Origin of the sequence: Pantoea sp. ICBG 985 (assembly GCF_002928365.1) — a bacterium.
In the GTDB taxonomy this organism is placed as follows: domain Bacteria; phylum Pseudomonadota; class Gammaproteobacteria; order Enterobacterales; family Enterobacteriaceae; genus Pantoea; species Pantoea dispersa.
Map to the genome: position 1 here is coordinate 19,625 of NZ_POWM01000011.1, position 24,184 is coordinate 43,808.

The 24,184-nt window shown below is 55.1% G+C and carries 22 protein-coding genes and 2 pseudogenes; 6 read left to right on the top strand and 18 right to left on the bottom strand.

Going from position 1 to position 24,184, the window contains the following annotated elements; all coding sequences use genetic code 11:
• Positions 1 to 500: 500 nt before the first annotated feature.
• Positions 501 to 698 carry a hypothetical protein gene (locus tag C1Y42_RS24105; RefSeq protein ID WP_104094391.1) on the top strand — a complete coding sequence of 66 codons (198 nt, stop codon included), beginning with the start codon at positions 501 to 503 and terminating at the stop codon, positions 696 to 698.
• On the opposite strand, the gene C1Y42_RS22350 is transcribed toward C1Y42_RS24105, so the two are convergent.
• The 4 genes and pseudogenes from C1Y42_RS22350 to C1Y42_RS22365 all read right to left on the bottom strand — a co-directional run bounded on the left by C1Y42_RS22350 (position 695) and on the right by C1Y42_RS22365 (position 3,579).
• Positions 695 to 979: a korC gene (locus C1Y42_RS22350; RefSeq protein ID WP_104094392.1), complete on the bottom strand. Its 285-nt coding sequence runs from the start codon at positions 977 to 979 to the stop codon at positions 695 to 697. The two genes, C1Y42_RS24105 and C1Y42_RS22350, sit on opposite strands and share 4 nt — an antisense overlap.
• An 18-nt stretch (positions 980 to 997) precedes the next feature.
• Complete coding sequence (locus C1Y42_RS22355) at positions 998 to 2,131, bottom strand: DUF3800 domain-containing protein (RefSeq protein WP_104094393.1); 1,134 nt, start codon at positions 2,129 to 2,131, stop codon at positions 998 to 1,000.
• Between the two features lie 162 nt (positions 2,132 to 2,293).
• Positions 2,294 to 3,066, bottom strand: a pseudogene (locus C1Y42_RS22360) (hypothetical protein).
• Positions 3,067 to 3,078: 12 nt separating this feature from the next.
• Entirely contained in the window at positions 3,079 to 3,579 is a 501-nt protein-coding gene (locus C1Y42_RS22365) for a HEPN family nuclease (protein ID WP_104094394.1), read from the bottom strand.
• A 122-nt stretch (positions 3,580 to 3,701) separates the two neighbouring features.
• On the opposite strand from C1Y42_RS22365, the gene C1Y42_RS22370 reads away from it, so the two are divergent.
• From C1Y42_RS22370 to C1Y42_RS22380, 3 genes are read left to right on the top strand one after another with little or no spacing between them, the layout of a single operon-like run.
• Complete coding sequence (locus C1Y42_RS22370) at positions 3,702 to 4,889, top strand: hypothetical protein (protein ID WP_233210750.1); 1,188 nt, start codon at positions 3,702 to 3,704, stop codon at positions 4,887 to 4,889.
• Position 4,890: 1 nt separating this feature from the next.
• Positions 4,891 to 7,155, top strand: coding sequence for a P-loop NTPase fold protein (locus C1Y42_RS22375; RefSeq protein ID WP_158251416.1), 2,265 nt, complete (start codon positions 4,891 to 4,893; stop codon positions 7,153 to 7,155).
• A gap of 33 nt (positions 7,156 to 7,188) precedes the next feature.
• Entirely contained in the window at positions 7,189 to 7,809 is a 621-nt protein-coding gene (locus C1Y42_RS22380; protein WP_104094396.1) for a hypothetical protein, read from the top strand.
• A gap of 112 nt (positions 7,810 to 7,921) precedes the next feature.
• On the opposite strand, the gene C1Y42_RS22385 is transcribed toward C1Y42_RS22380, so the two are convergent.
• Positions 7,922 to 9,223, bottom strand: a complete 1,302-nt coding sequence (locus C1Y42_RS22385) for a DUF1173 family protein (protein WP_104094397.1) — start codon at positions 9,221 to 9,223, stop codon at positions 7,922 to 7,924.
• A gap of 474 nt (positions 9,224 to 9,697) precedes the next feature.
• Here C1Y42_RS22385 and C1Y42_RS22390 point away from each other — a divergent pair, with 474 nt between their 5' ends.
• Positions 9,698 to 10,591: a RepB family plasmid replication initiator protein gene (locus tag C1Y42_RS22390; protein WP_104094398.1), complete on the top strand. Its 894-nt coding sequence runs from the start codon at positions 9,698 to 9,700 to the stop codon at positions 10,589 to 10,591.
• A gap of 343 nt (positions 10,592 to 10,934) precedes the next feature.
• Here C1Y42_RS22390 and C1Y42_RS22395 read toward each other — a convergent pair whose 3' ends face one another.
• Together C1Y42_RS22395 and repA are read right to left on the bottom strand one after the other, a co-directional pair.
• Entirely contained in the window at positions 10,935 to 11,210 is a 276-nt protein-coding gene (locus C1Y42_RS22395) for a hypothetical protein (protein WP_146068820.1), read from the bottom strand.
• A gap of 899 nt (positions 11,211 to 12,109) precedes the next feature.
• The gene (gene repA / locus C1Y42_RS22405; RefSeq protein WP_104094401.1) at positions 12,110 to 13,045 is read right to left on the bottom strand and encodes a plasmid replication initiator RepA; all 936 of its coding nucleotides are present in this window, start codon (positions 13,043 to 13,045) and stop codon (positions 12,110 to 12,112) included.
• A 938-nt stretch (positions 13,046 to 13,983) separates the two neighbouring features.
• Here repA and C1Y42_RS22410 point away from each other — a divergent pair.
• Positions 13,984 to 14,523, top strand: coding sequence for a hypothetical protein (locus C1Y42_RS22410; RefSeq protein WP_104094402.1), 540 nt, complete (start codon positions 13,984 to 13,986; stop codon positions 14,521 to 14,523).
• A 71-nt stretch (positions 14,524 to 14,594) separates the two neighbouring features.
• Here C1Y42_RS22410 and C1Y42_RS22415 read toward each other — a convergent pair whose 3' ends face one another.
• The 11 genes and pseudogenes from C1Y42_RS22415 to traC all read right to left on the bottom strand — a co-directional run.
• Positions 14,595 to 14,981 carry a DsbA family protein gene (locus C1Y42_RS22415; protein WP_233210751.1) on the bottom strand — a complete coding sequence of 129 codons (387 nt, stop codon included), beginning with the start codon at positions 14,979 to 14,981 and terminating at the stop codon, positions 14,595 to 14,597.
• 10 nt (positions 14,982 to 14,991) lie between these two features.
• Complete coding sequence (traF, locus tag C1Y42_RS22420; RefSeq protein ID WP_104094404.1) at positions 14,992 to 15,789, bottom strand: type-F conjugative transfer system pilin assembly protein TraF; 798 nt, start codon at positions 15,787 to 15,789, stop codon at positions 14,992 to 14,994.
• Entirely contained in the window at positions 15,786 to 17,654 is a 1,869-nt protein-coding gene (gene traN / locus C1Y42_RS22425) for a type-F conjugative transfer system mating-pair stabilization protein TraN (RefSeq protein ID WP_104094405.1), read from the bottom strand. The genes traF and traN overlap by 4 nt, the downstream gene beginning before the upstream one ends.
• Positions 17,651 to 18,277 (bottom strand): type-F conjugative transfer system pilin assembly protein TrbC, encoded by a 627-nt coding sequence (trbC, locus tag C1Y42_RS22430; protein ID WP_104094406.1) that lies wholly within the window; start codon positions 18,275 to 18,277, stop codon positions 17,651 to 17,653. The genes traN and trbC overlap by 4 nt, the downstream gene beginning before the upstream one ends.
• 10 nt (positions 18,278 to 18,287) lie before the next feature.
• The gene (gene traU, locus C1Y42_RS22435) at positions 18,288 to 19,280 is read right to left on the bottom strand and encodes a conjugal transfer pilus assembly protein TraU (RefSeq protein ID WP_104094407.1); all 993 of its coding nucleotides are present in this window, start codon (positions 19,278 to 19,280) and stop codon (positions 18,288 to 18,290) included.
• Complete coding sequence (locus C1Y42_RS22440) at positions 19,277 to 19,618, bottom strand: hypothetical protein (protein WP_104094408.1); 342 nt, start codon at positions 19,616 to 19,618, stop codon at positions 19,277 to 19,279. Before C1Y42_RS22440 ends, traU begins: the two co-directional genes overlap by 4 nt.
• A gap of 146 nt (positions 19,619 to 19,764) precedes the next feature.
• Entirely contained in the window at positions 19,765 to 20,442 is a 678-nt protein-coding gene (locus C1Y42_RS22445; protein WP_104094409.1) for a hypothetical protein, read from the bottom strand.
• A gap of 10 nt (positions 20,443 to 20,452) precedes the next feature.
• Complete coding sequence (locus C1Y42_RS22450) at positions 20,453 to 20,806, bottom strand: hypothetical protein (RefSeq protein ID WP_104094410.1); 354 nt, start codon at positions 20,804 to 20,806, stop codon at positions 20,453 to 20,455.
• A gap of 227 nt (positions 20,807 to 21,033) precedes the next feature.
• A complete protein-coding gene (traW, locus tag C1Y42_RS22455; protein ID WP_104094411.1) occupies positions 21,034 to 21,657 on the bottom strand; it encodes a type-F conjugative transfer system protein TraW in 624 nt (207 codons plus the stop codon).
• Complete coding sequence (gene trbI, locus C1Y42_RS22460; protein WP_104094412.1) at positions 21,654 to 22,100, bottom strand: type-F conjugative transfer system protein TrbI; 447 nt, start codon at positions 22,098 to 22,100, stop codon at positions 21,654 to 21,656. Before trbI ends, traW begins: the two co-directional genes overlap by 4 nt.
• A 15-nt stretch (positions 22,101 to 22,115) precedes the next feature.
• Positions 22,116 to 23,849, bottom strand: a pseudogene (traC, locus tag C1Y42_RS22465) (type IV secretion system protein TraC); the annotation flags it as partial.
• Positions 23,850 to 24,184: the final 335 nt, after the last annotated feature.

Consider the following 24,184-nt stretch of genomic DNA (forward strand, 5'->3'; position numbering starts at 1 on the left):
AGCCACCATTCATACAGTAAAGGTCAGACATATACCTCAGGTGATATTACCTCTCCGCAATTAACGGAAGGCGGCATCCGGTGGATCCGCTTTCTGCCGGATTGGCTGCTTTCACGGAAGCGTAGCACGCGCCGCCGGTAGGGAAAAGCGCCGTTTCCGCAGCCGCAGCAGCTCACCACTACCCATATGTAGTGCCTTGAGCAGCTAATACAGCCACTATATGTAGTGTTAGACGAGGAAACCGCCCCCCGCACCTGAAAGATCCGGTTCTACCTTTTTCCGGATCTCAGGAGAGGAAGAAAGCTATTGATGCTGATAATGCACCAATAATGGAGAATTGTTGTGAGTGGGGGATTATTGCCATGTAAGCAAAATTCAAGACTAACCAAGCCTGATACAGCAACAAAAAGGAAAGGGAAACTTTCTTAAGTTTTTTATTGAAAGCGGCCTTAAAGGCCGCATAGGATTTCCTAAATACAGTTTTACATAAGGAACATCGTATGACTGTATTTCTCATGGCCGTTGCCTATGGCCTCTTCAAAACTGGCTATCTCATTACCCTACTTGTTGGTGCCTATACAGGCTGGACCTTGTTCTGGAAGAACTATGACCGCCTGCCCCATATCTACCGCTCACAATGGCGATACCAGAGACGATTCATTCTCAAACGAATCTGGAAACGAGTAAGGACCGGTTAAACCGGTTCTTCCAGCAGCATCCCCAGCCCGGCCAGCCAGCACAGGCAGCACCAGGCGGTGAACAGCATCTGTGTCTGGCCGGATTTCCACTTGCGGATGGTACGTTCGTCCACATCCAGCCGGTTGGCCAGCTGGATATCTGTCAGCGGGATCAGCGCCCGGACCACCCTGATTTCAGTGGATGAAGGAGGCATCCAGCTCTCGCCCGAGCACAGCGTTTCAGGGTTAAATTTCTCAAGCTCAATCAGCTCCTGGATCTGACGGGCACTCTCTGCCTTCATATGCAATCACCTTTCTGGCTAAGATTGCGGCACAATCTGTACGCGATGGGCCAGCCGCCGCGCTTCTTCCACAGCCCTGAGTTCACTAGCTTTTACCATCATTTCTGTAGTTGGTTCAGGGAGTTTTTCAAAAGACTCTTTAAACCTCTTTGCAACAGACTGCAGGGAAACGCTGTCTGTTCTCGCTGTTTTAAGATTGGTGTAAACAAGTCGGGAAAGGGGTCTGGTCAGCTCCTTCTGTTCCATGTAGCGTTTGAAGGTCCAGAGATAAATATCAACCAGCTCCAGCCCGGCGCTTTTCGTGCCTGACTGAAAGACAAGCGGTTCAGCCGGCATGTTCTTCATGTCCATGACGGGCAGACCAGGCCCAAGTTCCCACGGCTGTTCGCGTATCTGGTAGTAAAATTCGTTCAGCTCCCGCTGGGTAGTGTTGAACTGCGACTGCTGGTCAACAATGATATCGGCTTTCCGGTTCGGAGCCCCCAGACGGGCGCAAATTCCGTGCAAAACTGACTGGAATCCGATCATGTTCGGCATAATCTGCAGCTTTTCTTTATTGGTTTTGCAGTTGTACCCCAGCTCATCGTAGTTGGTCATCGCCCAGGACAGGGCATCCGTAATGAGTTCAACTGAACGGGCATCACTCAGACTGTGAACGCGCTGAAGCAGCTCACCACAAACCTCACTGAATAATGAGGAAGAACGTTCATCATGAGCCTCGAGACGGGCACGCCATGCTTTTTCAGCCAGCTCATCATCAAACAGCATCGACAGATTCAACAGCAACGGATAGCGCAGCGGGGTCCAGTAGGCAGTCCAGGGCACAACCGGATTCAGTCCCTGGTCAAATACCTGATCGAAGAATGAAATAATGGCGTGATCCCGTTTAACCACCTGCCAGATATCAAACCGTATCCGGTGTTTCTTCTGCAGAACAAGCAGTGTATCGACCACATCATCAAGGCGGTACATGCCCAGTTCAGCGGCATGAAGACGTTTTACACCCAGTTTATTACGCAAACTGGCCAGTTCAGCTTCTGCAACCTTGTCCAGGTCATTGGGTGAAGACAGGACGCCATAAGAAAGTACCGGCTGGGTGCGGTCAAACAGATTCGGACCGGTATGACCGGTTTCATCCACATAAAAGTGCATTCAGAGATCCTTTTCCAGGCAGGAGGAAGGGGCATAATCCGGGTAAATCTAAAACCTTTCTGCAGCCAGCTGCAAGTGATCCGCTTAAGGCTTTAATGACCTCAATAATGGGTCCACGGCAATGAACAAACGGGCCAGATCACAGACCCGCTTTTTTACGGGTTACACCTGCCCGGGCTGCAGAAACTCGATTCTGGCAATCGCCGACCTGAACACAGATTTCCCTTCACAGTCTATGCCGAAAGTTGCGTTTCCGTCCGGCGGGAGGTCCCGGACTGATGTATAGGCATATGCCAGCGCCGTTTCAAGAACCCTTTTTCATAAACAATATCTGCCTCGAACCAGACAATACAGGGATGAAGCACGCTGAGATAATGCGGTTTAAGATCGTGGCCGTATTTCTCCTGGTAGGCATTACAGACATCCTCAACCAGCTCCGGCAGCCAGAGGTAATCATGCAGTCCATTTTCACTGGCGTTAAAATGCAACTCCCGGACCAAATGGCCATAAGGTCCCCAGTGCATTTTATCGCCGGTTCTGAGCTGAAACATCTCATCCGGGACGCCCCCCGGAACATCCCATTCCTGCAGGTGTTTACGGACCATCGCATTCGGGGCCAGGTCGAGCAGCATTTTCATGGCGAGTGATTCTGACTGATTTAGCGCCAATAACCCCGCAGGAAAAGTATTACCGGCGAAAGTCCGGGTGCCATGAAACCACAGTGCTCGGGTGAATGGACCCGGTTCGCCCAGTTCCGCACAGACGTACTCTCTCAGATATTGAGGTGCATCTACCAACAAGCGATGATTAAGTTCGTAGATACTTTCAAGATCGAGCGAAAGCAGCACATTTTCCAGCTTCGCGGGGGTAATGCCAAACCCGGCAGATAATGTCTGCAACACCTGAGACCGTGAGGAGCAATCGAGAGTCAACATAGTGTAAATCCCTTACAAATCTCCTGCGGCAACACCTTGCGCGCGGCGTCGGAATATATTGTCTAGCAGCAGGGCCGCGTAATATTTAAGGAAAGGCAAAAGTTCAGGGGCGCTGAAAATGGCGTAGGCATTCTCATCCTCCGGAGCATCCCTGAAAGCAATCAGATCTACAAGACGCTCATCGCTCACTGATACAACCTTGACGCTGAAATGAGCCACAGAATTTCTCATTCTAAGGATCAGAGTCCGCAGGGTCATCTCCGGACCGGGTAGTTGCGACTCCCGTAACCCCATGCTGGTTTTAAGCTGCTGCGTTAAACGATCCACTGGTAGGAACGAGAGCGCCCTCTCTTTCGGTAACACGATAAGACCCAGAAGACAATTCAGGGTCAACGTGTAGTTGTACTGCTCCCCGAATGGCTTGGCCTGTATCTCAATCATTTCGTTATATTGGTCGATAAGTGCCAGTGTTCGCTGAACAAAATCGGTCTCAAAATCCGAATAATTTCCCATTTAACCCTCCCGTTCCGGTTCGAAAAACCACTTTACCATCCGGTCAGCCTGACGTCTCAGGTACGGTATTTCCGGTTCTGCCTTTTTTCGGATCTAAGCGCAGAATAGAGGAAGAACTGTGAATGCTGCTTCATGACATGATGTCACTCTCACTTAATGCGTGCTTTTTTTCTTACGCCGATGCATTCTTTCTCAAATCCCACAGCATCCAGGAAAAAAGCATTATGCTAAGCCAGCTGACATTACGGTTTCCGAAAAAACTCATTGAAAGCCTGAAGTCCCGTGCCTCGGTTGAGGACACCTCGGTCAACGCCCTGACCGAACGGCTACTCGACGGCGCACTGAAGTCCACCTCTCCGGATGATGCCTTTTTTGCCCTGCAGGCCGATCCTGCCGGGACCCGGGAGGCGCTTTACCGCAAGGTTGTCCGCGGGGAAACGTTCGGCCGTCAGACGGTAAAACCCGCCGAGCTGCGCTGGCTGTTTGCACAGGCGCACGCGGCCTGCCAGACCGGCAGTGCCTTCATGAGCTGGCCGGTAATGGAAGCGCTTCTGGGCATCACCTTTGACGCACTGGTGTACGCCGGCGAAAACGGCATACCTGTTGATACCTACTACATTAACCGGGCCTTTGACCTGACGGGCGAAAACTACCGCAACGAAACGGACGCGTTCATGGCGGCCATGCCGCACGGCGTAGATACCACCTGGGCTGAGTTTCTGCTGCGACCGCTTTACTCCGGTGCCCTGAACCTGAAGGCCTTTCCCGACGAAGCGATCGCCCGCATCTGTACGCCGGCGCGCCTGAAAGCTGTTTTCCCGCTGGTCATCCGGGCGCAGCAGCCGGATCCGCAGAGTATGAAGGCCTGGGCGGCGGTGACCGGGCTGGTCACGGACGACGTTTGCCTGATCGCTGAGGTGGCTGACGTCATCCTGCGTGCGGAGGTGCGCGGAAACCGGCTGCCGCAGCTGCCCGGGCAGGCCTGGCTGGCGCCGCAGTTCAGCCTGTTCGTGACCGCAGGCCGGGTGTCGCTGGCGCTGGGATGGGACGTGTTCAGCGCGCTGGTCCGCTATATGCAGGCCCGTGCCTGGCAGGGAAGCACGGACGCGTGGAGCGCCCGCGACAGCCTGATATCGCTGTATATCCCGCGCGGTGAAGGAGAGAAGGTGATCCTGGGGCTGGACGGCATCCACATCGCCATGACACAGGAGGAGTACCTGCAGCTGGAGGCGGCGCTCCTTGACGCGGTGGCGGATGCTGAGGCGGCGCCGGTGCTGGCCGAATTGCGTGCGCTTTACGGGGATCTTTGAGATGAAGCCAGACTTTTATTTCAGCCAGAGCGGCCCGATTAACAGCGTCGAAGATGACCGGTTTGGCTTTGGGGCTGTTGCAGACGGTCTGGCAGAAAGCCTTCTGGGCATTAAGGGCGATGAAGGCATGGTAATAGGTCTTGAGGGCCGGTGGGGAGCAGGCAAAACCAGCCTTCTCAATCTCCTGCTTTCGCGCCTGGAACGCAGCCGTCCCGCTGATATGCATGTTCTGTCCTTTTCTCCCTGGCTCAGCGGGGGCGGCAGTCTTGCTGAAGCGCTGCTCCTGCCGGTCGCCGATATCATCCGCCGGAAGGAAGAGCTGCAAGAACCTGCAGCACAGGGATTGTGCCAAATCACGTACAGAAAATTCCGGCAGGCGTGGCGGTGGCTTTCCCGTAAGCGAAATGAAGGCGCGACGCTGGACGTACTGAACTATCTTCAGCAGACGTCGGGCCGTCTTGCACCAATTGCGGATTTTGCAGGTAACTTCGTTCCAGGCTTCTCTCTGGCATCTAAGGGCATGGATGCACTTGCAAGAATAGACCTCAGCGCCCGCACTGAAACGGCGGCCAAACTGAGAGAAGACATCGAATCCCGACTTAAGAGGCTCGGACTGACTTTTATTATCGTCATTGATGACCTTGATCGGCTGGAGCCGTCTCAGGCCGTCGAGGTCCTGCGGCTGGTGCGATCGGTGGCGGACTTTTCCCGTTTTCGCTACGTAATGTGCTATGACCGTGACGTACTGGCTCATGCTGTTGAACGCGGGCTGAACGTTGCTGATGGCCGCGTTTATCTGCAGAAAATTGTGCCGATTACATTTACCCTGCCGAGACCTGAAACATTTAAGCTACGCGGTCACTTTCTCAGCGAAGCGCTTCAGGTATATAAAGACGTCAACGGGCAAAATGCCGATCCTGAGCTTGTTAGCGAGCTGAGTCATGTCGCTGACATTTACGGCGAACCCCTGACCACCCCGCGCGAAGTTACTCAGGCCATAAATTCTCTTCGCTTCCTCTACCCGGGCATGCGTGATTACGTCTGCTTCCCCGACCTGTGCCTGCTGCAGCTGCTCAGGGTGGTTAACCCTGACCTGTACGCCTGGGTTGAACATTACCTCACTGAGAGAGCCATAGTGGAGTCAAAGGATGGCAGGCTCAGCGAGGGGGAACAGCAGGAAATGTCCGCATCACTGTCACGAGCTCTGACACGTTTCACCACGCATGCCGCACGTTCGCCCTGGGCGCTGGGGGAATGGGTGCCAGGCATCCACGGGGATCAGGAAGCCGGCGCTGTCACATTTGCGAAAGAGAACCCACGCAAGAACGAGGCCGCCAGCGCGCAGCGTCGCCTGTCCAGTCCGGTATACTGGCGCTATTACTTTGCCTTTTCGGCGCCGGGAAACGTGCTCTCGGATGCTGAGATTGCGGAAATCATCCGGCTGGCCAGGGAAGACCGTAACGGGCTCAGGCAGCGTCTGCTGGAAAGCCTGTCAGCCAACGGTGTTACCTCCCGCACCTGGTTTGAGCACATACTTACGCGCCTGACACCCTCGATCACGCTCATGGCTGGCCAGCATGCCCGTAGAGGGCTGCTGGATTTTTTGTTCAACCATGCCGATAGCGTGCTGGATTATTATCGATCCCGCAGCCTGAGCCTATTTTTTCGTCAGCAAGATCTGGGAATACAGATATTCGCTTCCCAACTTATCAGGCAGATGCTCAGGGAAGACCGTTCCGATACGCTGAGGGATCTAAATGACTTTATAAAATTGACACACGCCGTAGAGTGGGCTGCTAGCTACATGCGCGACTTACTCTGGCTGCACGGCGCCGCCGGTGACAGGCCGGGAAGCGAGGAAGAAAAACTTTTTTCTGCAGATGAGATGGATGCGTTACGTCAGTCGATGACTGAAAGAATGGCGAAGCCTGACGTCCGGACGCGCGTTCTGAATATGAAAGGAGCACGCAGCTATCTCTGGGCATGGCGGGATATTGCCGGGGTCGAAACAATCAGGAGTTGGGTGAACGAAGCATGCCAGGAAGATGCCTCTTTTTTGCATATGCTGCTATGCCTGCGTACCGCTGTCAGCAGCAGTAACAGGGGTGAATACTTACGGCTTGATCTCGCTGTCGCCGAAAAGCTGACTGAGCAGACCGGCCATTTTAGGTCCCGTCTCGACGCTATCAGCGACAGGAACCAACACGCGCTGTCCCCTTTACTGGATAAAGTGCGTGAAGCTATTGATAATAATGACGATATGTAATCCATCATGCCACGCTGACGACTAAGGATAAGAATGGAAATGAGCAATAAATACGGTATACCACAGCATTTATTCAAATGCTGGCAGCCTGAAGATGAATCCTGGAGCATGACCCCGGCCACCTATGCGAGTCGTTTCATTCAGAAAATGGAAAAAAGGTACGGTATGCGCGATCGCAACTGGACCTATGTCGGGGTGGACTTCCATGATGAAGGTCCGAGGATCTGGTTCCCGGGCAACAGGGAAACTCCACCGCGCGGACATATTGCTATCAGCCTGAGCGTAGAAGCATATTCAGATCGGCAGGAAATGGTTTACCAGCTGGCGCATGAATGTGTCCATCTGCTTGCGCCCGTTGTCGGAGATGGAGCACCGGTTATTGAAGAAGGGCTGGCGACAGTGTTTTCTGAAGATATGATTGAATTCTGGTGTAATAACACCAACAAACAGGCATACACCGTCGTTCAGAAATACAGGGAAGCGGCGTCCAGAGTGCGTGATCTGCTCCGCCTAGAGCCGGAGGCGATTAAAAAGCTTCGTGCCGTACAGCCAGATTTTTATCGTATGACAAACGATACCTTTGAAAGGGCCGCACTTGAAAAGGTGCCGCCGTCGCTGATTGATGAGCTGCTGAGTAAATTTAAAGAAAAGTGATTCTTCGAGATTTGAGGCAGAGATCTATTAAGAAAAGGCCTGGCGCCAAATCAGGCCGCTGCTATGAGGAGAGCGCAAAAATACATGAAATAATCCTGTTATGTATGTCAGTTCATCGTGGAAATGGTGGCATTTCCATGCTGGCAGTAGCCTCCCAATACCACCAATTACCCTGACCAAACTCCGAATCATAATGACCGATTTTCTCGTGCTTACGCAGCAGGTACTCAGGGGTATTCATGCCAAAGACTTCCATTGGTAGCCCATCTACGCCCGGAACGTCTTTTAGAACGAAATCCGGAAATACGTCTTCCTCACCGTCGTAGCGCAAGGGTTTAATGAAGGCGCGCTTTTCCTGCCACAGCTTTTCTTCAACTTCACCTTCATAGCGGGAATCCAGCGGAATAAAGCGTGGACTCACCGTCATCAGCGCCGCGTCGATAATTCTGCAAGTAATGCGTGGAACATTGCGGCCATCCTTACGGACAAAAGTGGTTTCCGGCGGCTCAGCTTCGCAAATAACAATCACTTTGGCACCACGGCGCCAGTCGGCCAGCTCACGTGAAAAACTTCGTGAAAGGCGCTCCCTGACATCTTGCGGTAGGGTTAGCACAGGGAATCCAGCAAACAGCCCCAGCGGAAGGGTGTGCTGCAGCCGTTCGTCAGCAGCAACACTCCAGGCAGCCAGCTGCGAGATGACGATGAGCCGGCGTGATCCGCTGCTGGCTACCTTAGTAATCTGCCGGTTCAGCTCAGCCTGCTGTGAATCCTTCATGGCCATCAGCATCAGAGACTGATGCAGTGGGAGCCGACCTATTCTGATTCTCGAGGCCGTTTCGCTTAGTCGCCAGCTGATCCAGCCGGGATAGCGTTTTTTACGATCAAAAGCCGGATGCCAGACGTTAATGCCGGATTGCTCCCAGAGCAGGTGCAGGAGCCCCAACAGACGCATTGATGGCTGACGTCGGCGTTTTCCCAAAGCTGTGCTCACAGAAATCCCATGCTGGCTTTGTTCTACCGGATCTTTCTTCTGCAGACCTGTAGGAAGACGCACTATAAGCTGACCATCCGGCGCTGCCTTCACAACATCAGAGGTGTATATTGCCGCTTGTCTTTCGTCTGGCCACACTGAATAAAAGCGACAGTCCGACGCGTGTTCGTGCCCTGAGAATGCCCACGAGGCTAGGCAACACTGATCCGTTTTTTGTGAGAGGCGTACGTTAAGGCGTCGTGAGTTCGTATCCACTTCCGGAGCTTTACAAAGACAAGTAATGACCGTAGTGGCTTTATTATCGCGAGCATGCTTTAGCCAGCGCTGCCATTGTTCCGGATTATCAGTCCGCAAACTTGCGGAGCACTCCTGCGTCCCTCGAAGACCAGCAAACCTCACCGGATATACTTTCTTTGCTGTCATGAATTTCGCAACCTTAGCAGAGTCGTCACGCTTATAACCCAAACTTACACACCACAAAAAATGACGTCAACAATGAGATGGTTACGTTTGAAAAGGAGGCAAAACACAGCTTATAGGGGTTTTCGTTATAACCAAATCATCGCCTTCAAGCATCAATTACCAGCCATAATTCACTGTAATCAGCACCAGATATGGTTGCCTAGTTTGGTAATAGCTGCGTTTATCCACATATCCACTGAATAGATCAATTCTTTTAGATCATATAGAGAACAAGTAAAGATCAATAGAGATCACCACCCCTTTAAGCTATTGAATCGTATGTGGAAAAAAGGGATCTCGGCGGTCACTTTCATAATAAAAGAGGTTACTTTCATAATAAAGGCGTTTACTTTCATAACCTAAGCGGTTACTTTCATAACCCGAAGGCGGTTACTTTCATAAACTGAGTAGTAAATACCCATACGGTGTGGATAAATGGAAAAAGACACTGAAAACATAGAGATAGAGAACCCATTTTCAGTTATCAAAAGAGATTCAAACACAGTTTATGAACTGACACCGAATAGTAATAAGTCGGTGCAACCCGTGGCACTTCTTCGTCTCAGCGTGTTTACGCCGGTAGCCCCTAAAGAGAAAGGGAAACGTGATTTCCTAATTGATGCATCCGACGAATTGTCGAGTCTAGAGGTGGCAAGGCAGGAGGGGTATACCGACATAAAAATTCAGGGGGCTAAGCTCAGCATGTCCACTGATTTCAAAACATGGATCGGTGTTATTTCTGCTTTTTCAAAATATGGCTATAACAGCGAAAAAATCACGCTGCCTTTCTCGGAGTTTGCCCGAATGTGCGGCCTTAAACCCACCGATATCAACGGCCGTGCACGTGCACGTCTGCACGATTCTCTGTTTAATCTCTCAAGTGTAACTCTCTCATTTCGTGGAAAAGGCGTTAAAAAGTCGCTGGTAACGCACCTGGTTCAGCGCGCAGTTCTCAACTATGAAACTGATCAGGTGGAGATTGTCGGTGATAGTAGTCTGTGGGAACTGTATCGGTATGATCACAAGGTATTACTTGGACTGAAAGCACTTTCAGAACTGTCGCGCAAAGAAGCTGCACAGTCGCTTTATGTTTATCTGGAGAGTATGCCTGCAGGTACCCTGTACATTTCAATGAAGCGCTTTCGTGAGCGTCTGGCGCTCGAGTCTCAAATCAAAGATCAGAACGCTATCATCAGACGTGCATTGGCCGATCTTGTCAGAATCGGCTATCTCGATTATACAGAATATAAAAAAGGTCGAGAAATCATGTTCTTAATAAACAGTCGTTCTCCAAAACTGCAGGCTTTAGGGCGAACTGCACAAAAATAGCGGTTACTTTCATAACATGCCAGTCAAGGTAGGGTACTTTCATAAGGCGAGACCTTAAGGGGTGGGTGCTTTCATAAACAAAGGTCCCTTAAGGCAGAGCTTTTCACAAGAATGGGGTCTGTGAGTTAGGTAACACCCGGCAAAGAGGCGAACAACGGTTTTTTAGGAGGCTCAATGTTATGAAAGTAACCTCTTACGGAAGAGGTATTATGAAAGTGACCACCTTATTATGAAAGTGAACGCCTTTAGAAAGCGAGCCTCTAAGTCTTATGAAAGTGACCGCCATCAAAAAAAGAGCCTGAGCCAGTGTTGTACCTGCGTATTCTCTGATGTGTAGCTCGCTTCAAGCAGAGAGTGACTCACTTTCGTCTTTGACGTTGCCCATGCTGACACAGCCAGATGAGTTGTCTGCAAAAAACGAAGCCCCGAGTTTTTCAGCCGCATTCAGCATACCTATCGCCAGGTCTCTTAGCGCTTTATCTTCATCTGCGAAATTTATCAGTGATAATTCTGAGACGATAGCCTTTTTAGTAATACGCAAGCCTTTAGCGGCGGCCATCAAGACTGCACGGCCGAGCAAATCACTCGCTATGCTCACTACCTTTTCTTTTTCTTCCATGCGGATCATACACCTTCATATTGGGGGGTAAATTCTCCCCGAAAGCGGCAGAGGATAATATGCATCCAGATCAAAAATCCCATCAGAATTTGAAGGCAGGCGAGCAGTGCGCAGACTGCCCCTGAATGTCGCGTAAGCGGCATGGAGGCGCCATAAAACGCTAAGGACGGAACAGGTGCCAGCTGGCGCCGTAAGCCCGGCGTAGCCGGTTACAGGGCTTATGGTGGCGAAAAACCAACCCTTCCCTGACCGACGCCGTTTAAGCAGCGGCCAGTCAGGCGCACTTAAGTCAGACGGTCGGAGACGAAAGAAAGAACCCGCGGTGTTACTTACAGCCACTCGATTCTATAGTTACAACACCCATTTATCAGCCACTGCAGTTCCGGCCCTCCGGGCCGGGCGGCGGCGGCTGGTCAGTGGGGGCAACCGGGCTTCAGGTACGGCGCGGGTCTGGGTTGAGAGGGGCGTGAGGTTTCAGGCCGGCACCGTATCTTTCTATGGCGAATCTATGTTTGTTGTAACTACTTTATGATTTCGGGGCCCGCGTCAGCGGGAGGTGCTTCAGATTCTGAGCGGCGCGGCCGTCTCTGGCCGCTGCAAGCGAAGGCCTTATTTATCCTCGCAGAATGCCGGCATGAACACCTTATTTATCTTTTCTGATTAATTCTTTATGACGTAAGTCAGGAATATTTTGCGGGTAAGTGATTCATCAACTGCGGCTAATAGTAACTTTCCGATTGCGGATAATTGTGTATAAAAAAATCGAGACGGCCGCGGTGGCCGGTTAAGGTCCGGTGACGGAGGTAATGGCAGCAGAATTTCACGCAAATACGGGGAAAGCGAGCGTAACACAAACAGATTTACCGCCAGTCAAGGCGGTAAAGTCATGGGGAATAACGTCAGTGCACGACGTCAGGTAGGGCGGGGTCGTAGCCGAGGCCGAGCTCCAGCTGGTTCAGGTTCTGCCAGACCAGGCGATCAAAGGTTTCAGCATCGGTGTTCATCAACTCATGATTGGGCATCGTCCTGATAAGCCAGCTGGCCATCGCACTCCGCCGCTCGTCGAGCGGAAGCTTGCCCAGCCTTTTACGGCGCTTTTCCTTAACGGCTTTTTCGCGACGGCTCAGCAGCGTGGCCATACGCATCTTCTCATACCAGCGCTGGCGCGCAGCGCGCACCGATTCGTGCGTGCCCGGCTCGATGATCCCCTCAGCTTCCGCTTCCAGACGCTGGTTGCGCTGTACGTAAAGCTTGTCCATGTTAACGCCGCACAGCTGCCAGAAGCGATCGGTAAGTACGATATGGCGGGGCATCCAGAATTTCTCAACCGGGTCCCACTCCAGAGAAGGCATCTCAAGCAGCCCGTATCGCGCCAGTTCCGGGAACAGCCGCGACAGCCGGCACGGTTCTACACGGGTCGCCGGAATGACGTTGCCGGCATCATCTTTGGGGCTCAGTTCGGCGGCCAGTCTGCCAACGTTCACGGTAACAACCCAGGTGGCCATATCGGCACGCTGAACCAGCAACGGTATAATGGCGTCGATCAGCGCCCGGCGCTCCGGCCGGAAATCCCGTGCACGTCCTGCAGCCCTGCGCAGCCTGACAAAGTATGGATTGCGGGAGAGGCGCTGCCGCAGGCGAAGCTGGCCTGTCACCCTGTCTTTCACTACCAGCCTGCGCATGGCGTGGCCAAACTCGCCCGGCAATGGGCGATAGCTGTCTGGTGCAAACCATACAGGTTCGGGGCACTTGCAGATGACGGAATGATCGCCGCGGCGTCGCCTGTCAGTCGTGGAGGTCGGGTCGTCTAACCCGATTAAAATCTGGTCATTCACCCTGTCCCGAACTTATGGCGGGCAGGGGTTGTCTTATGAATGGCATGCGTTATAATCCTTCACAGGCGCAGCGCCTGCTTTTGGACCCCCTGATTCTGATTCTTCCGCCAAGTTGAGCTCAGATTCGGGGGGTTTTTGCATTCAGAGCCCGGTAAAACCCGCGCTCCGTACCCTGGACGTTTTTACGGATACGTCCCATCCGGTTCTAATCTGCCCGTTCCGTGCATGTCCGGCCACAGGTTATGTAAATCCTTTCCATCACCACCACAGTATCCGGATAAGGATTGAAGATGATCGCCGCCCAGCGATTTTTGGAAAGAATACCCACCTGAAGCGTCCAGATCCAGTACAGATTACTCGCAGCTCAACTCATCTGCATAAAAAAAATACACACTGCTATGAATAATCAGCAACAATTTCATTTACCAGGCGAACTAAAGTCAAATCAGCAGTTTATCGTGGTGGGTTTATCTGATTCCTTGTCCGGAAGTAACACAAAAATGAACGGATAATTTCAGGGCCAATTTCTGCACGGATTTGCATTTCTGACGACGGGCAGGGCAATCAGGCTGAGGCGTACCGCAGCATCGCGAGGAACGAACAGCCTGAAGGACATGCCTGTCAAGAATAAAGGTTCTGGTATTATAGCCGATACCCATTGGCGCTGCCGGCAGTAAAACCATTCTGATAATGCCGGCACCGCTGGTTGCCCGGTTCTGCACCGGGCTTTTTTATCTGCAAGCCGCGCGACCGATAGCTTGCTGCAGTACCTCCCCGCTGACTATGCCGTGTATCACTGTGGCATTTTTCGACGGTTCTGATTGAATAGGTGGTTAGCAATAAAAAAGGTATTATTATGTCATTCCCCATTCTAGGCGAAATGAAAATACTTATAGGAAAATATAAAGATACAATATTTTCCGCTAAAAGGAGATTCAATGAATATGTATGTTTACGCCGTCATCCCTCTGATTGTTATACTTAGCATTGGCCTGCCCTTTACAGCATATCTAACGCTACAAGTTCTAAGTTCATTTGATGCGAGGTCATTATTCGTTACGCTACTGAATTTTATAGTGTATGGAGTTTTAGCTTGGTTCGCCGTTGAATTCAAAGTGATTGAAAATGCACTGGCTACTATCTTGACCTTATCAGCCGCACTGCTGTCCCGTGCGGTGGGTTTGTCTGAAAGCTACAGAGAGTATAAGCATCTGATAAAAAATTCCGAATCCGGTACCGGTGATGTTAAAAGCTTAGTATCTCGTTTTTTTGAAATCGCACCAGATATAGTACTGGTTGTCCTCCTGCTCGTTATCGCCAGAGATATCAGTGAAAAGTATAAAATTGGCAACGCCGAAAAATTTATTATTTATGCAATCGAATATCTGTATGTCGCCGTACTCTTTTCATACATAGGAATAGGGGATAAGAAAAATGAAATAATTAAAAACCGAAATAAGGATAAACGGTTTAACTGACCGGAAATATAATCCATTCCTATCCTGATATTGTCGCCACTGCGGGTTGCCCGGTTCTGCACCGGGTTTTTTCATCTGCCAGCCGCGCGATTAATTGCCTGCTGCAGTACGTCCTCGCTGACTACGCCGGGTATCACTGTGGTGTTCTGAGCAGTGGCGTTTTCCGCCGGCATAATGATAATGCCCGGCGTTCCAGTCAGTCCCAGCATTTCAGCTAGCGCATCGTTGCTTTCAATCATCTGATCGGAAGCGGCACTGTCATCGCCAGAGGCAGCACCTGCACCGACTGCAGTAGCAACCTTCTCAATGTCTTCTGCCGTAAGCTTGCCTTCGTTATGGCCGGTCCGGTAAATCCCGTTGTGGTAAGCAGTGTAAGCTTCCTCGCCCAGCTTCCGATAAATTCCCAGCCCGCGATGAGAGGCCAGCCGCCCGTGCCAGACGGGTGATAGCGTCAGCATCAGGAACTCCTCAGAAGTTAGGTTTAAAGCCGGTGGCCACGTTAAGAAAGCGCTTCGCCAGGTCATCCTGCGTCATAAAACCGTAGGCGAGCGGGCGGAAGCTTTTTGACTTCGGGTCGACCAGGAACAGCGCCGGGAAGTGGGTAATGCCCATGCGCGCGCTTTGTCCCGCGTCCTGACGGCTGTCAGGCACCTGCGGCGACACCGTGCCGTCCACGCTCACCGGTATCAGCGAGACGTGACGCAGGCGGGCAAAGTCCGCCACCACGCCCGCCATCTGCGCGTCTATCGGGTCCCCGCCCCGGTAGAAGTAGAACAGGCCATACTGCCCGGCGAGTTCGCTGATAGCCTGCGTCTGCTCCTCCTGATCGCGTGCCTGCTGCAGCGGCGCGGTGCTGTTGTAGTGCGGGTGTTCCAGGTTGTAATCGAGATCCGGATGGTCAAGCTGCGCCACCGCGAACGACTGGCTGAACATCGAGGCCCGGTCGGTCCAGAACTTCTGCCAGCGCAGGAAGGTAGCCGTATTCTCCGCCGACGGATGCAGGATGGCGTTGTTCAGCGCCTCCTTCGTGTAGCCTTTCAGCACGTCAGCCTGCTCGCTGGGTGACAGCCGGCTGAAGTCCGGCACCTGCGGCGCGGGCTGAGGCTTCAGCGCAGGGGGATCGGGTTTTTTCTTCGGCTCGTTGTACCAGTGCCAGCCGGTGAACGGCTCTGCGGGCGTCACGACCGCATCAGCTGACGGTGCATCGTCCGCGAGAGCCTGACAGGCGCCCGCCATCAGCAGGCAGGCAAGCACTATCTGCTTCATTTTTTTCCTCCGGTCTGCGCCTGCACCTGCGCGGCGATGCGATCTTTCGCCTGCTTTACCATCGTGGCGGAGTCAGGAATTTTCTGGTTGGCCATGAGGTCACTGTAGAAATCCTGGAAGTTAATCAGGTCGAAGTTGATGGCCTGCAGCTCGGGCACCGTGATCCCGCGGCAGTTGGGGGAGTCACCGCTGCCGAAGCTCACGTGCAGCTGGTCGCGGCGCCCCTGCTCCTGAATGATACGGGCAAGCTTTCCGCCGAATACGCAGTAGGCCTGCTTCTTCTGTACGCATACGCCGAGCACCGCCCGGTTGCAGGCCTCACCGACCAGCACCGTGACCTTTTTGGCTTTCGCCTTGCCGATGGCCATCTCATCGCTGTTGCAGTTGGCAAGCCCGGCGCTGTTGCCCCAGCCGGTGTCGACACAGCAGTTGGAAAAGCCCGCCATTGCCTTGCGGCAATAGAGAGCCTGACCGGTGAACGCCTTCACGTTTACCTGATCGGCTTTGACGTCATCGCCGGCCGAGGCCAGGCCGGCAAGCTTCGCCACCGCGGTATCAAAGCCGCTGTCGCCGGCGCCATCGGTTCCGCTGCAGTCACCGGTACGGCAGAAGTACTGACCGCCGCACAGCAGCCCTTCTGAGCTGTAGGTGGTCTGGCACTGGTAAGTGTCCTGCTCGTGCAGGCAGGTGCCGCCTTCTTTCTGAGTACAGCTGCGGGCTGAGACCGTGCAGTTTTTGTTGGCCATCAGCGTGCTGCAGTTGCCGGTTGAGCTGACCGGCACGATATAGGCGTCCGAGTACTGCCAGCAGGAGGCGCTCTGCGTGTAGTCTTTACCGTTCTGATTTACCGTCCGGCTCCCGCCCGGGTCGGTACACACCGTGCCTGCCGTGCCGGTAGCCTTTGATTTATCGAAGCCGCAGGACTCGCTCCACACAACAGTTGAGGTAGTCGTGTCGCGCTCGGCCTGTAGTGGGAATATGACCTGGAAAACGTAATTGCCATTGCTGACAGCCCTGATCAGCCCATCACGGCCGGTATCATAGTGACCGTCAGTGTTGTAACGCAGGTACAGAGAAACCGTCTGACCTTTCGTAACGCGCTGTGGCGATATCGCTGCGTCACCGTTACGGTTTGGTTTAGCCCTGTCCGTCTGAAAATCCAGCGCCTTAATTGAATACCACAGGCGATCTCCGGATTCCCCGTGGTAGCTGGGGCTTCTGGGGTAGGTAAAAGCCCAGGTTCCGCTGCTTACAACTCCATCATCCGGCACCGTAAAGTCGTAACGCACCCAGTAATTATCAAGGATTACCGCCGTTGAATTGGCCGCATTGAGAACTAACTGAGTGTTGTAAGACTCACGTGATCCTGTGACCTGAATGCTTCCGGTCCGTGCACACGTCTGCACCTGTGCCACATCCCGGTCGCAGCTGTAGTTTTCAAACACCGACTTTGACACCACTTTGGTGGTGCACTGCTGGTTCGTGCCGTCCACGATGGAGCCGCTGTTCGCCTCGGCGTTTTTGCCGTTCTGGATAAAGTCGGCGTTCGGGTCGATGGTCACCGCCGGGTTCTTCGTGGACGAGTCGGATATTGCCTGCCCGGCCTCGTTCTGGCTGAGTTCGGTCTGGCCCTTGTCGCTGATGCCGCCATCTCCGCCCTGCACCCCGCCGTAGTAGCCGCTTTGCGATGGGCTTGACGTGTAGCCCGGGATAACTGACGCCGGGTCTGTGCCTTTTGCTGCCGATGTTCCCTGGCCTTTGTTCGAGCCGGCATACCCCGCACCGGCGTTATAAGCATCGCTGACATCGTCAGCACGGGCCCCGGCGACTGAGAACAGCAGCAGGATGAGTAGCAGTCGCTTCATTGCGCGCCCTCCGCACTCTTTAGCAGCTGCGCCGCCGTGGCTGAACAGTCACCGCGCTGCCTGACCTCCTCCAGAGCCTGCTGCACCGGCAGGCTGCCGTACAGCACGTCAAATTTGCCAACGCATGTCACAACCAGTGCAGGCACCGCTTTAATGCCGTACTGCTGAAACAGGGTCGGGTCAATCTGCACGCCCGCCTGCCTGTCCTTCTTCGACAGTTCAAACATCTTCTCTGCGGTCTGGCGAAAGTCGTTGTTCAGCAGCCCGCGCAGGGTTGCCGGAATGCCGAAGCGGCGTGCATCAGAGAGCATCGGCAGCAGCCCCTCTTCCGGAATGCCCATGCTCACGAAATACACCGCGCGCGGGGTCTGACGGGTAGCGCTGTTCTGATCCGCCTGTCCGGCGGCTATCTCATTCTGCATCTGCGCAACCCGCCCCTGTTGCACGTCCGGCAGGGTGATGTTCATACCCTGCAGCTGACTTTTAAACAGCGCCAGATCGCGCTGCTGCTGTTTCATATACGCCATATCGTCGCCGGCAATCGCTGGCTGATCAGCTGCGCCCGCATCCGCGCAAAGCAGAATGGCGCTGAAGGTCAGCGCCGTAATGAGTAAGGTTTTCATGGTCATTCCTTTACAGGTATACGCAGTTGCGCTTTCGCCACATCAGGTAGCCGAAGTTTTTCTTTGATGCGGGCGTGTTGTGCGTGCTGCCCCACAGTTGCGTGGTCGTGCCGAACGGGTGGCAGTCCGAAGGTTCGGGGTACATGTTCACCATCTGATACCGCCATCGGGACTTGGGGATGATCGGGGACGGATATTCGTAGCACACCGCCGTGTCGGCCCCGACCGTCTCCATGACCAGCCCCTCGCGATGCAGCTTGAACGCCATGCGTTCGCTGACCAGCAGCGAAGCCTCCAGCGGAGAAAACTCGTTGCTGGTATAGCCCGTGAACGGATACATCGAGCCCTGTGCGCCGGCGCACCAGAACAGCGGGTCCAGCGGCATGCCCGCGGTAGAAGCGATTGAGTCAGCCGCGCAGGCGCCCTGCGCCAGCAGGTTACTGAAGAGCGCCACTTCCGGATTCAGGATCATGGCAAGCGTGCTGTCGTTCCAAAGCGGGTCCACTTCAGACAAGTAGGCAATGTCCATATCACCGGTCTGCATGCAGCCTTCACTGGTAATAATGTTCAGCCAGAAAATCAGCGGATACTTGTACCAGTGCACGTGATAGAAGCTCCCGGGCGAGGGCGAATCACTCTGTCCGCCACGCCCGGTGCCGGTTCGCCCCAAATCAATTTTAAAACCACCCATGTTCACCATGACGCCGGGCTCACGAGTGACGTCCGTCATGGCCAGCGGCTCCCAGAAGCCGATGGCCAGCCCCAGCCGGTAAAAAATGCCGTACGGGCAAAGCTGGATGGGCGAGGCGGGATTGGGTGTATCAGGATGCGCGCCGGATGCCAGCTGAATGCTGCCGAGCGTCATGGGAAACAGGCACTTCCAGCAGACGTCGCTGATCGGATTCACCCAGCGGCCGTCGCCGGCGTTGCTGGTTGCCGCCATCACCGGCTTTGCCATAATGCCCGCTGTCAGCAGGCACAGTATGAGGAAAAAGCGCTTCATGCGTCCTGTGCCTCCGCCTTTCGCCGCAGCCAGACGCACACCGGGCCTTCATCCGTATCGTGGATGCTGCCGGTAAACCAGCCCGGACCCGGGGGGCCGGAAGGCTGCCACTGACTGCAGTTACCGGTTTTCCGGAAAACATCCATCATCCATTCTGGCACGTCGTTTTCCATCCAGGTCGTTGCCGACCGCAGATTATGTTCATCAAGCCAGGCTTCAAATTCACCAGGCTGCGGATAATCATTGCCGCCTGCCGGCAGGAAAAAAGCAGGATGCGTCCAGCCGCCCCAGCGATCGCGCACGACCGGCTGAGCCGATATTTCAGCGGGGTGTGTCATAAGAGGAAATTCCGTGGTTGCGGCAGCCGGGCTGCCGGGGTCAGACGTTAAACAGGCCTGCCTGCGGGGTGCAGGCTGAGGCGTACCGCAGCGCACGCGAGGAACGAACAGCCTGCGCAACGCGGGGAGGAAAGGGTTACCGGTTTTCAGTAATACGGGACCGCCGCAAATGTGCGGAAGGCCCAGCCGCTGTCGTCATCATGCTTAACCCCGTCTGAGTCTCCTCTCTCCAGCCTGTCTGCTACTTCCAGCAAATAAAGTGAAAGCGTCTCTGCGGAGGTATGTCGGATGCCCTGCAGCAGGATGGCCACGCGTTCCAGACTATCTGGCATCCGGACGTATTTAAATCCGCGCCGCCACGCCCCCGGGCGGGTTTTGCTGCCGTGTCCGTCGATAAAAATTGACGGTTCCGTTTCGGTGATTCTTGAAGCGATGTGCCACATCAGGTCTGGCGGAACCCCCGCCTCAGTGAGGCAGTCACAGCTGAAATTCACGGCGCCGTTCTTTGAAAGCTCTCCAGCTGCTGCGCGCAGCGCTGCCGAAATACCGACTGTGAGCGAGCCCGGCGGGCCACACCACATCAGGCTTATCTGCGTCAGTGGCCACGCATGACGGAACCACCTGTCGGTTACGCCGAGGCGCTGCAGCATCGCGTGATAATCCTGTTCGACGTTTCCCAGGTCATTCCGGCGCAGGGGCTGTTCTTCAGGAGGAACCTCTTCACGACCACGCGAACTTTCAAGAAGAAAGTTAACAAGGTTAATTAACCCTCCCCCTGCCAGCACACCTATCAGGGACAAAACACCTATTTCGGTTTGCGTCATATTCCGCTCCTCACTTCGTTACCGCATCGTCAGGTAGCTGGTCCACCCCACGCCTGGTGACATACCAGCCGGCCGCCTCTGCTCCCCGCTGGCACCAGTCCGCCCAGCTGCCCGCGTGGCCGTCCTCCGCTGCCTGCAGCTGCAAATCTTCCAGCGCCGCCTCACTCCGCAGCGGCGTAATGTGTCGCGAACGCGCTTTCACAATGTCCCCACCCGCACGGGCCCGCACAGCGTGCGGTAACGCCACTTTTGCCTGTGCATCGGTGCCGAAGGTGTAACCTTCCGCCTCAATGGAGGCCGCGAAAGCGGCCAGTAACTGCTGCCAGTAAACGGTTTGCTCATGCGCAAGCGCACGTGCAGCCATCGCCGGGCTGCCAAACGGCGCAACTGCCTGAGCAGAGTATATGTTGTGCTGGCGCCGTAACTCTCTGCGGGTCTTTCGGCGATTTTCACGCTCTACTTTCATTGCTGCCAGTCCCTCATGAACCGTATAACAAACAAGAAAACATGTGAGACCTAGTATCAGAGATGCCAGAATTTTCAGTATTAACACCAAATCACCATCTCCCATTTGTCCGTTAAGCTCTCCAATCATTTCAGCGCCACCTCCTCCACCTTCAGCATCCTGTCCGCGCGCGTGATGCGCACCGGCGTGTGCTCAAAGCCGAATTTTGTTGTTAACGTACCGTACTGGTCGAAGTACACCGGCTCATCCAGCGCGATGCTGCTATCGTGCACGTTACCGTTAACCAGAATGACCTTATAGTTCTGCTGTCCTGCGAGCTGCGGCTTCAGCCACGCCATCTGCTGTGGGTTATCGCCGTCGATGAAATACAGCGTCTCACTGAAGGCGACCTTATCCAGCGGGTTGACCTTGTCTCCCGCCCGGGCGATGACGTTGCCGCGCATGTCCCGGATGGTTTCCCGCACCGTGAAGGTCGGGTCATACAGGAATGCCCTGTCCGTTTTCGCTGGCGTCAGGCCGGCCACCGGCGCGGGCCTGACGGCGTGGGCCTTCACCCGCGCCTCGGCCTCGTGCTGCAGCCGGTCCAGCTCACCGCTGTCTTTCATTCCCTGCAGGCGCTGGCCGATAAAGGCCAGCAGGTCGGGCTCGGCAATGGGAAACAGGTGGCCGATGGTGCCGAGCTCTTTCGACTGCGCGGACCAGATAACCGCTGTGGCGAGCAGAGCAGCCGCTGTGGTGAGCCGCTTCATGGCGTCGCCTGCATCTGGCGGGCGATATCGGCCTGAATCGCCGGCGTAATGTCGGTGACGCCGGCCACCACCGCGCCCTTCACCAGGATGACGCCGCCGTGCGCGGCCTGCCAGTCCGACAGGCTCGCGTCCAGCGCAGAGCCGAAGCGCTTCGTGAGCGCCGCCAGTCTCTCCTTATCCAGCGCAGACTGCGCGGTCTGCTGGCGGAAGGTGTCGATGGTGCCTTTCATGTCAAACACCACGTAGTCGGGCTGTACGGCCTGCGCAACCAGCGCGCTGACGCCGGCGCTGAGCGTGATGACCAGCGCGGCAAACGCGGCCAGCCGGACGCTACGACGGTGCAGCAGGCCGGAAACGCGCTTCACGGTTACGTCCTCACGCAATGGCTGCGCGTCCGGCGTTTCGCCCGCCACAGCGGATAAGGCATGGATATCTTCCTGCATCGTTGATTCCTCTTTTTATACGGGGGGCAGGCCGGCCCAGCGCTCCAGCTCCTGCATCTCGGCCTGATACATGTGCGGCTCGCAGGCCAGCAGGTACGCGGCTTCCTCGCTGGTTGCGCCGGCCTTCTGCGCCTCTGTCATGTACTGGTAGTCCTCCCCGCGGGTGCTGAACATGGCGCGCGTGACCGGGTCAACGAAGACGCGGTGGAACGAGCTGTTCTCGCCCGTGGAGATCATGACCGAGCTGAAGCCGGTATCGCGCGCCGGCTGGAAGCCGCGGATAACCTGCGTTTCCACCTCGCTGAACTGATCCGGGTTGGCGTTGAGGTAGGTTTTGAACGCTTTGGCGTCCTGCAGCAGCGTGACTTTAGTACCGGAGCAGTCCCACGCGGCGGCGGCGGCGGGCGGTGCCGCCTGGTCTTTGGTGCCCGTGAAGTCCTTGATGCCCTGCGTGATGGTGATGAACGCGCCGCGGTGACGGCGCACCGTGCGGTAGCCGGTTTCGATAAAGCGTGCCGCATGCGGGTTGGAGCCGCTGAACAGTCGCCAGGCCTCGTCAATGATGGCCACCTTCTTGAGGCTGCGCGGCGAGTGGTACATCTTTTCCTGAATCGCCAGGATCAGCGAGTACAGGATGGCGGACAGCAGGTGCGGCTGGTTTTCCAGGCTCAGCAGCTCCAGCACCGCAAAGCGGGTATCGCCGTCGAGCGTCGGGTTATCCGAGTTAAAGTAATCGCCGTTCGCCCCCCACGTGCACCAGCGGTCCAGCAGCAGTACCAGCTCGTTGATGCGGTTCATAATGGTGGGCTGTTCGCCGTACGCCTCCCTGACTTCCGCAGACGTCATGTAGTGCACCACATCATCGATGCGCGCCCGGTTCTGTTTCGCCTCATATGCCGCCACCACGCCTTTAAGCAGGATGGTTTCGCTGACCTTATCCAGCGGCTCGTTGGGGCTGGCCAGCACGGTGAGTAACCCCTGAATGCCCTCCGCCGACTCTTTAATGTCCCGCACGTTGGCAAACGGGTTAAAGCGCAGCGTCGCGCCGTCCAGATACGAACCGCCCGCCTGCCGGCAGAAGTTTTTATAGCTGCCCCCCATATCGATAACCCAGCCGAAGCCGCCAGCGTTCAGCACCTGTCGCAGAATCTCCTGAATAAAAAAGCTCTTGCCCGCGCCGGTGGTGCCGGTCACCGCAATGTTAAAGTTGGTGGCACCGTTGCTCTCGCTGAACATGTCAAAAAAGGCCAGCGCGTTGCGGTAGGTCGGCAGCGGGCTGCCGGATGCCGCCATCTGGCGCTCGGCCACTACCGGCATCAGGTTCACGGCATTAAAGCTCTTGCAGCGCAGCGTGGCGTTCATGTGCTTCATGTCGTCCCACAGCCCCTCCTGCATCAGGAACGGCAGCGAGGTCAGCCAGTTGCGCAGCTGCTGATAGCGGGGTGCGGACATCTCCAGGTCATTTTTGCGGAACACGTTGATGGCCGAGAGCTCACAGCGCTGCTGCCCGCTGTCGCTGTCGGGCGTAAACAGCGTGAGGTTAAGGTTGAAGCTGCACATGGCAATTTCGTTGCTGGCAAGCCCCATGCGCAGGTCGCGCCACTCCTCGTAGGTGCGCTGCGTGTTGGGGAACAGCTTGCCGTAGGAGGAGTTGGCCTTCTTGCCCATGTCCTGCTCCTTACGGAACGCCTCGTTCTGGCTGCTGACCTGTTCTTCCACGCAAACAGTCCAGCTCAGGATAAACGGACACCCGTTGAGTTGCCGGGGCCGCGGTCTTGACGTTTTGCGGGGAACTGCTGCTTTCTCCCCAGGTTGTATCCTTCACCCGTTTGAGAGCCGTTCGCCGCAAAGGGCGTAACGGGCACGGGCCGGTGCAGCTGTCCGGGCGCGAGCGGAAAAATTTTTGGCCCGACAAAAAATTTTCCGGCGAGAGGCTTCAGCCGTCCCTGGACAGCCAGGCGGTTTGTGCTTGTCTCAGCCCAGGCGAAAGGACTCAGACGGGCGAACACAACCCCTGCGGAAAGCGGGAACCCGCCGCAACGGCGTGGCGCGCGGGCGCGAAACGGCGTTGCCCCTTACATCCC

Bases quoted from the DNA above. Each gene is read 5' to 3' on its own strand.
- C1Y42_RS22380 (WP_104094396.1), top strand. From the start codon at position 7,189: ATGGAAATGAGCAATAAATACGGTATACCACAGCATTTATTCAAATGC.
- C1Y42_RS22385 (WP_104094397.1), bottom strand. From the start codon at position 9,223: ATGACAGCAAAGAAAGTATATCCGGTGAGGTTTGCTGGTCTTCGAGGG.
- C1Y42_RS22390 (WP_104094398.1), top strand. From the start codon at position 9,698: ATGGAAAAAGACACTGAAAACATAGAGATAGAGAACCCATTTTCAGTT.
- C1Y42_RS22410 (WP_104094402.1), top strand. From the start codon at position 13,984: ATGAATATGTATGTTTACGCCGTCATCCCTCTGATTGTTATACTTAGC.
- traW (WP_104094411.1), bottom strand. From the start codon at position 21,657: ATGAAGCGGCTCACCACAGCGGCTGCTCTGCTCGCCACAGCGGTTATC.
- C1Y42_RS22395 (WP_146068820.1), bottom strand. From the start codon at position 11,210: ATGGAAGAAAAAGAAAAGGTAGTGAGCATAGCGAGTGATTTGCTCGGC.
- C1Y42_RS22450 (WP_104094410.1), bottom strand. From the start codon at position 20,806: ATGGCTGCACGTGCGCTTGCGCATGAGCAAACCGTTTACTGGCAGCAG.
- C1Y42_RS22355 (WP_104094393.1), bottom strand. From the start codon at position 2,131: ATGCACTTTTATGTGGATGAAACCGGTCATACCGGTCCGAATCTGTTT.
- trbI (WP_104094412.1), bottom strand. From the start codon at position 22,100: ATGCAGGAAGATATCCATGCCTTATCCGCTGTGGCGGGCGAAACGCCG.
- C1Y42_RS22445 (WP_104094409.1), bottom strand. From the start codon at position 20,442: ATGACGCAAACCGAAATAGGTGTTTTGTCCCTGATAGGTGTGCTGGCA.
- C1Y42_RS24105 (WP_104094391.1), top strand. From the start codon at position 501: ATGACTGTATTTCTCATGGCCGTTGCCTATGGCCTCTTCAAAACTGGC.
- C1Y42_RS22415 (WP_233210751.1), bottom strand. From the start codon at position 14,981: ATGCTGACGCTATCACCCGTCTGGCACGGGCGGCTGGCCTCTCATCGC.
- traU (WP_104094407.1), bottom strand. From the start codon at position 19,280: ATGAAGCGCTTTTTCCTCATACTGTGCCTGCTGACAGCGGGCATTATG.
- C1Y42_RS22375 (WP_158251416.1), top strand. From the start codon at position 4,891: ATGAAGCCAGACTTTTATTTCAGCCAGAGCGGCCCGATTAACAGCGTC.
- C1Y42_RS22365 (WP_104094394.1), bottom strand. From the start codon at position 3,579: ATGGGAAATTATTCGGATTTTGAGACCGATTTTGTTCAGCGAACACTG.
- C1Y42_RS22440 (WP_104094408.1), bottom strand. From the start codon at position 19,618: ATGACACACCCCGCTGAAATATCGGCTCAGCCGGTCGTGCGCGATCGC.
- traN (WP_104094405.1), bottom strand. From the start codon at position 17,654: ATGAAGCGACTGCTACTCATCCTGCTGCTGTTCTCAGTCGCCGGGGCC.
- C1Y42_RS22350 (WP_104094392.1), bottom strand. From the start codon at position 979: ATGAAGGCAGAGAGTGCCCGTCAGATCCAGGAGCTGATTGAGCTTGAG.
- traF (WP_104094404.1), bottom strand. From the start codon at position 15,789: ATGAAGCAGATAGTGCTTGCCTGCCTGCTGATGGCGGGCGCCTGTCAG.
- trbC (WP_104094406.1), bottom strand. From the start codon at position 18,277: ATGAAAACCTTACTCATTACGGCGCTGACCTTCAGCGCCATTCTGCTT.
- C1Y42_RS22370 (WP_233210750.1), top strand. From the start codon at position 3,702: ATGCTGCTTCATGACATGATGTCACTCTCACTTAATGCGTGCTTTTTT.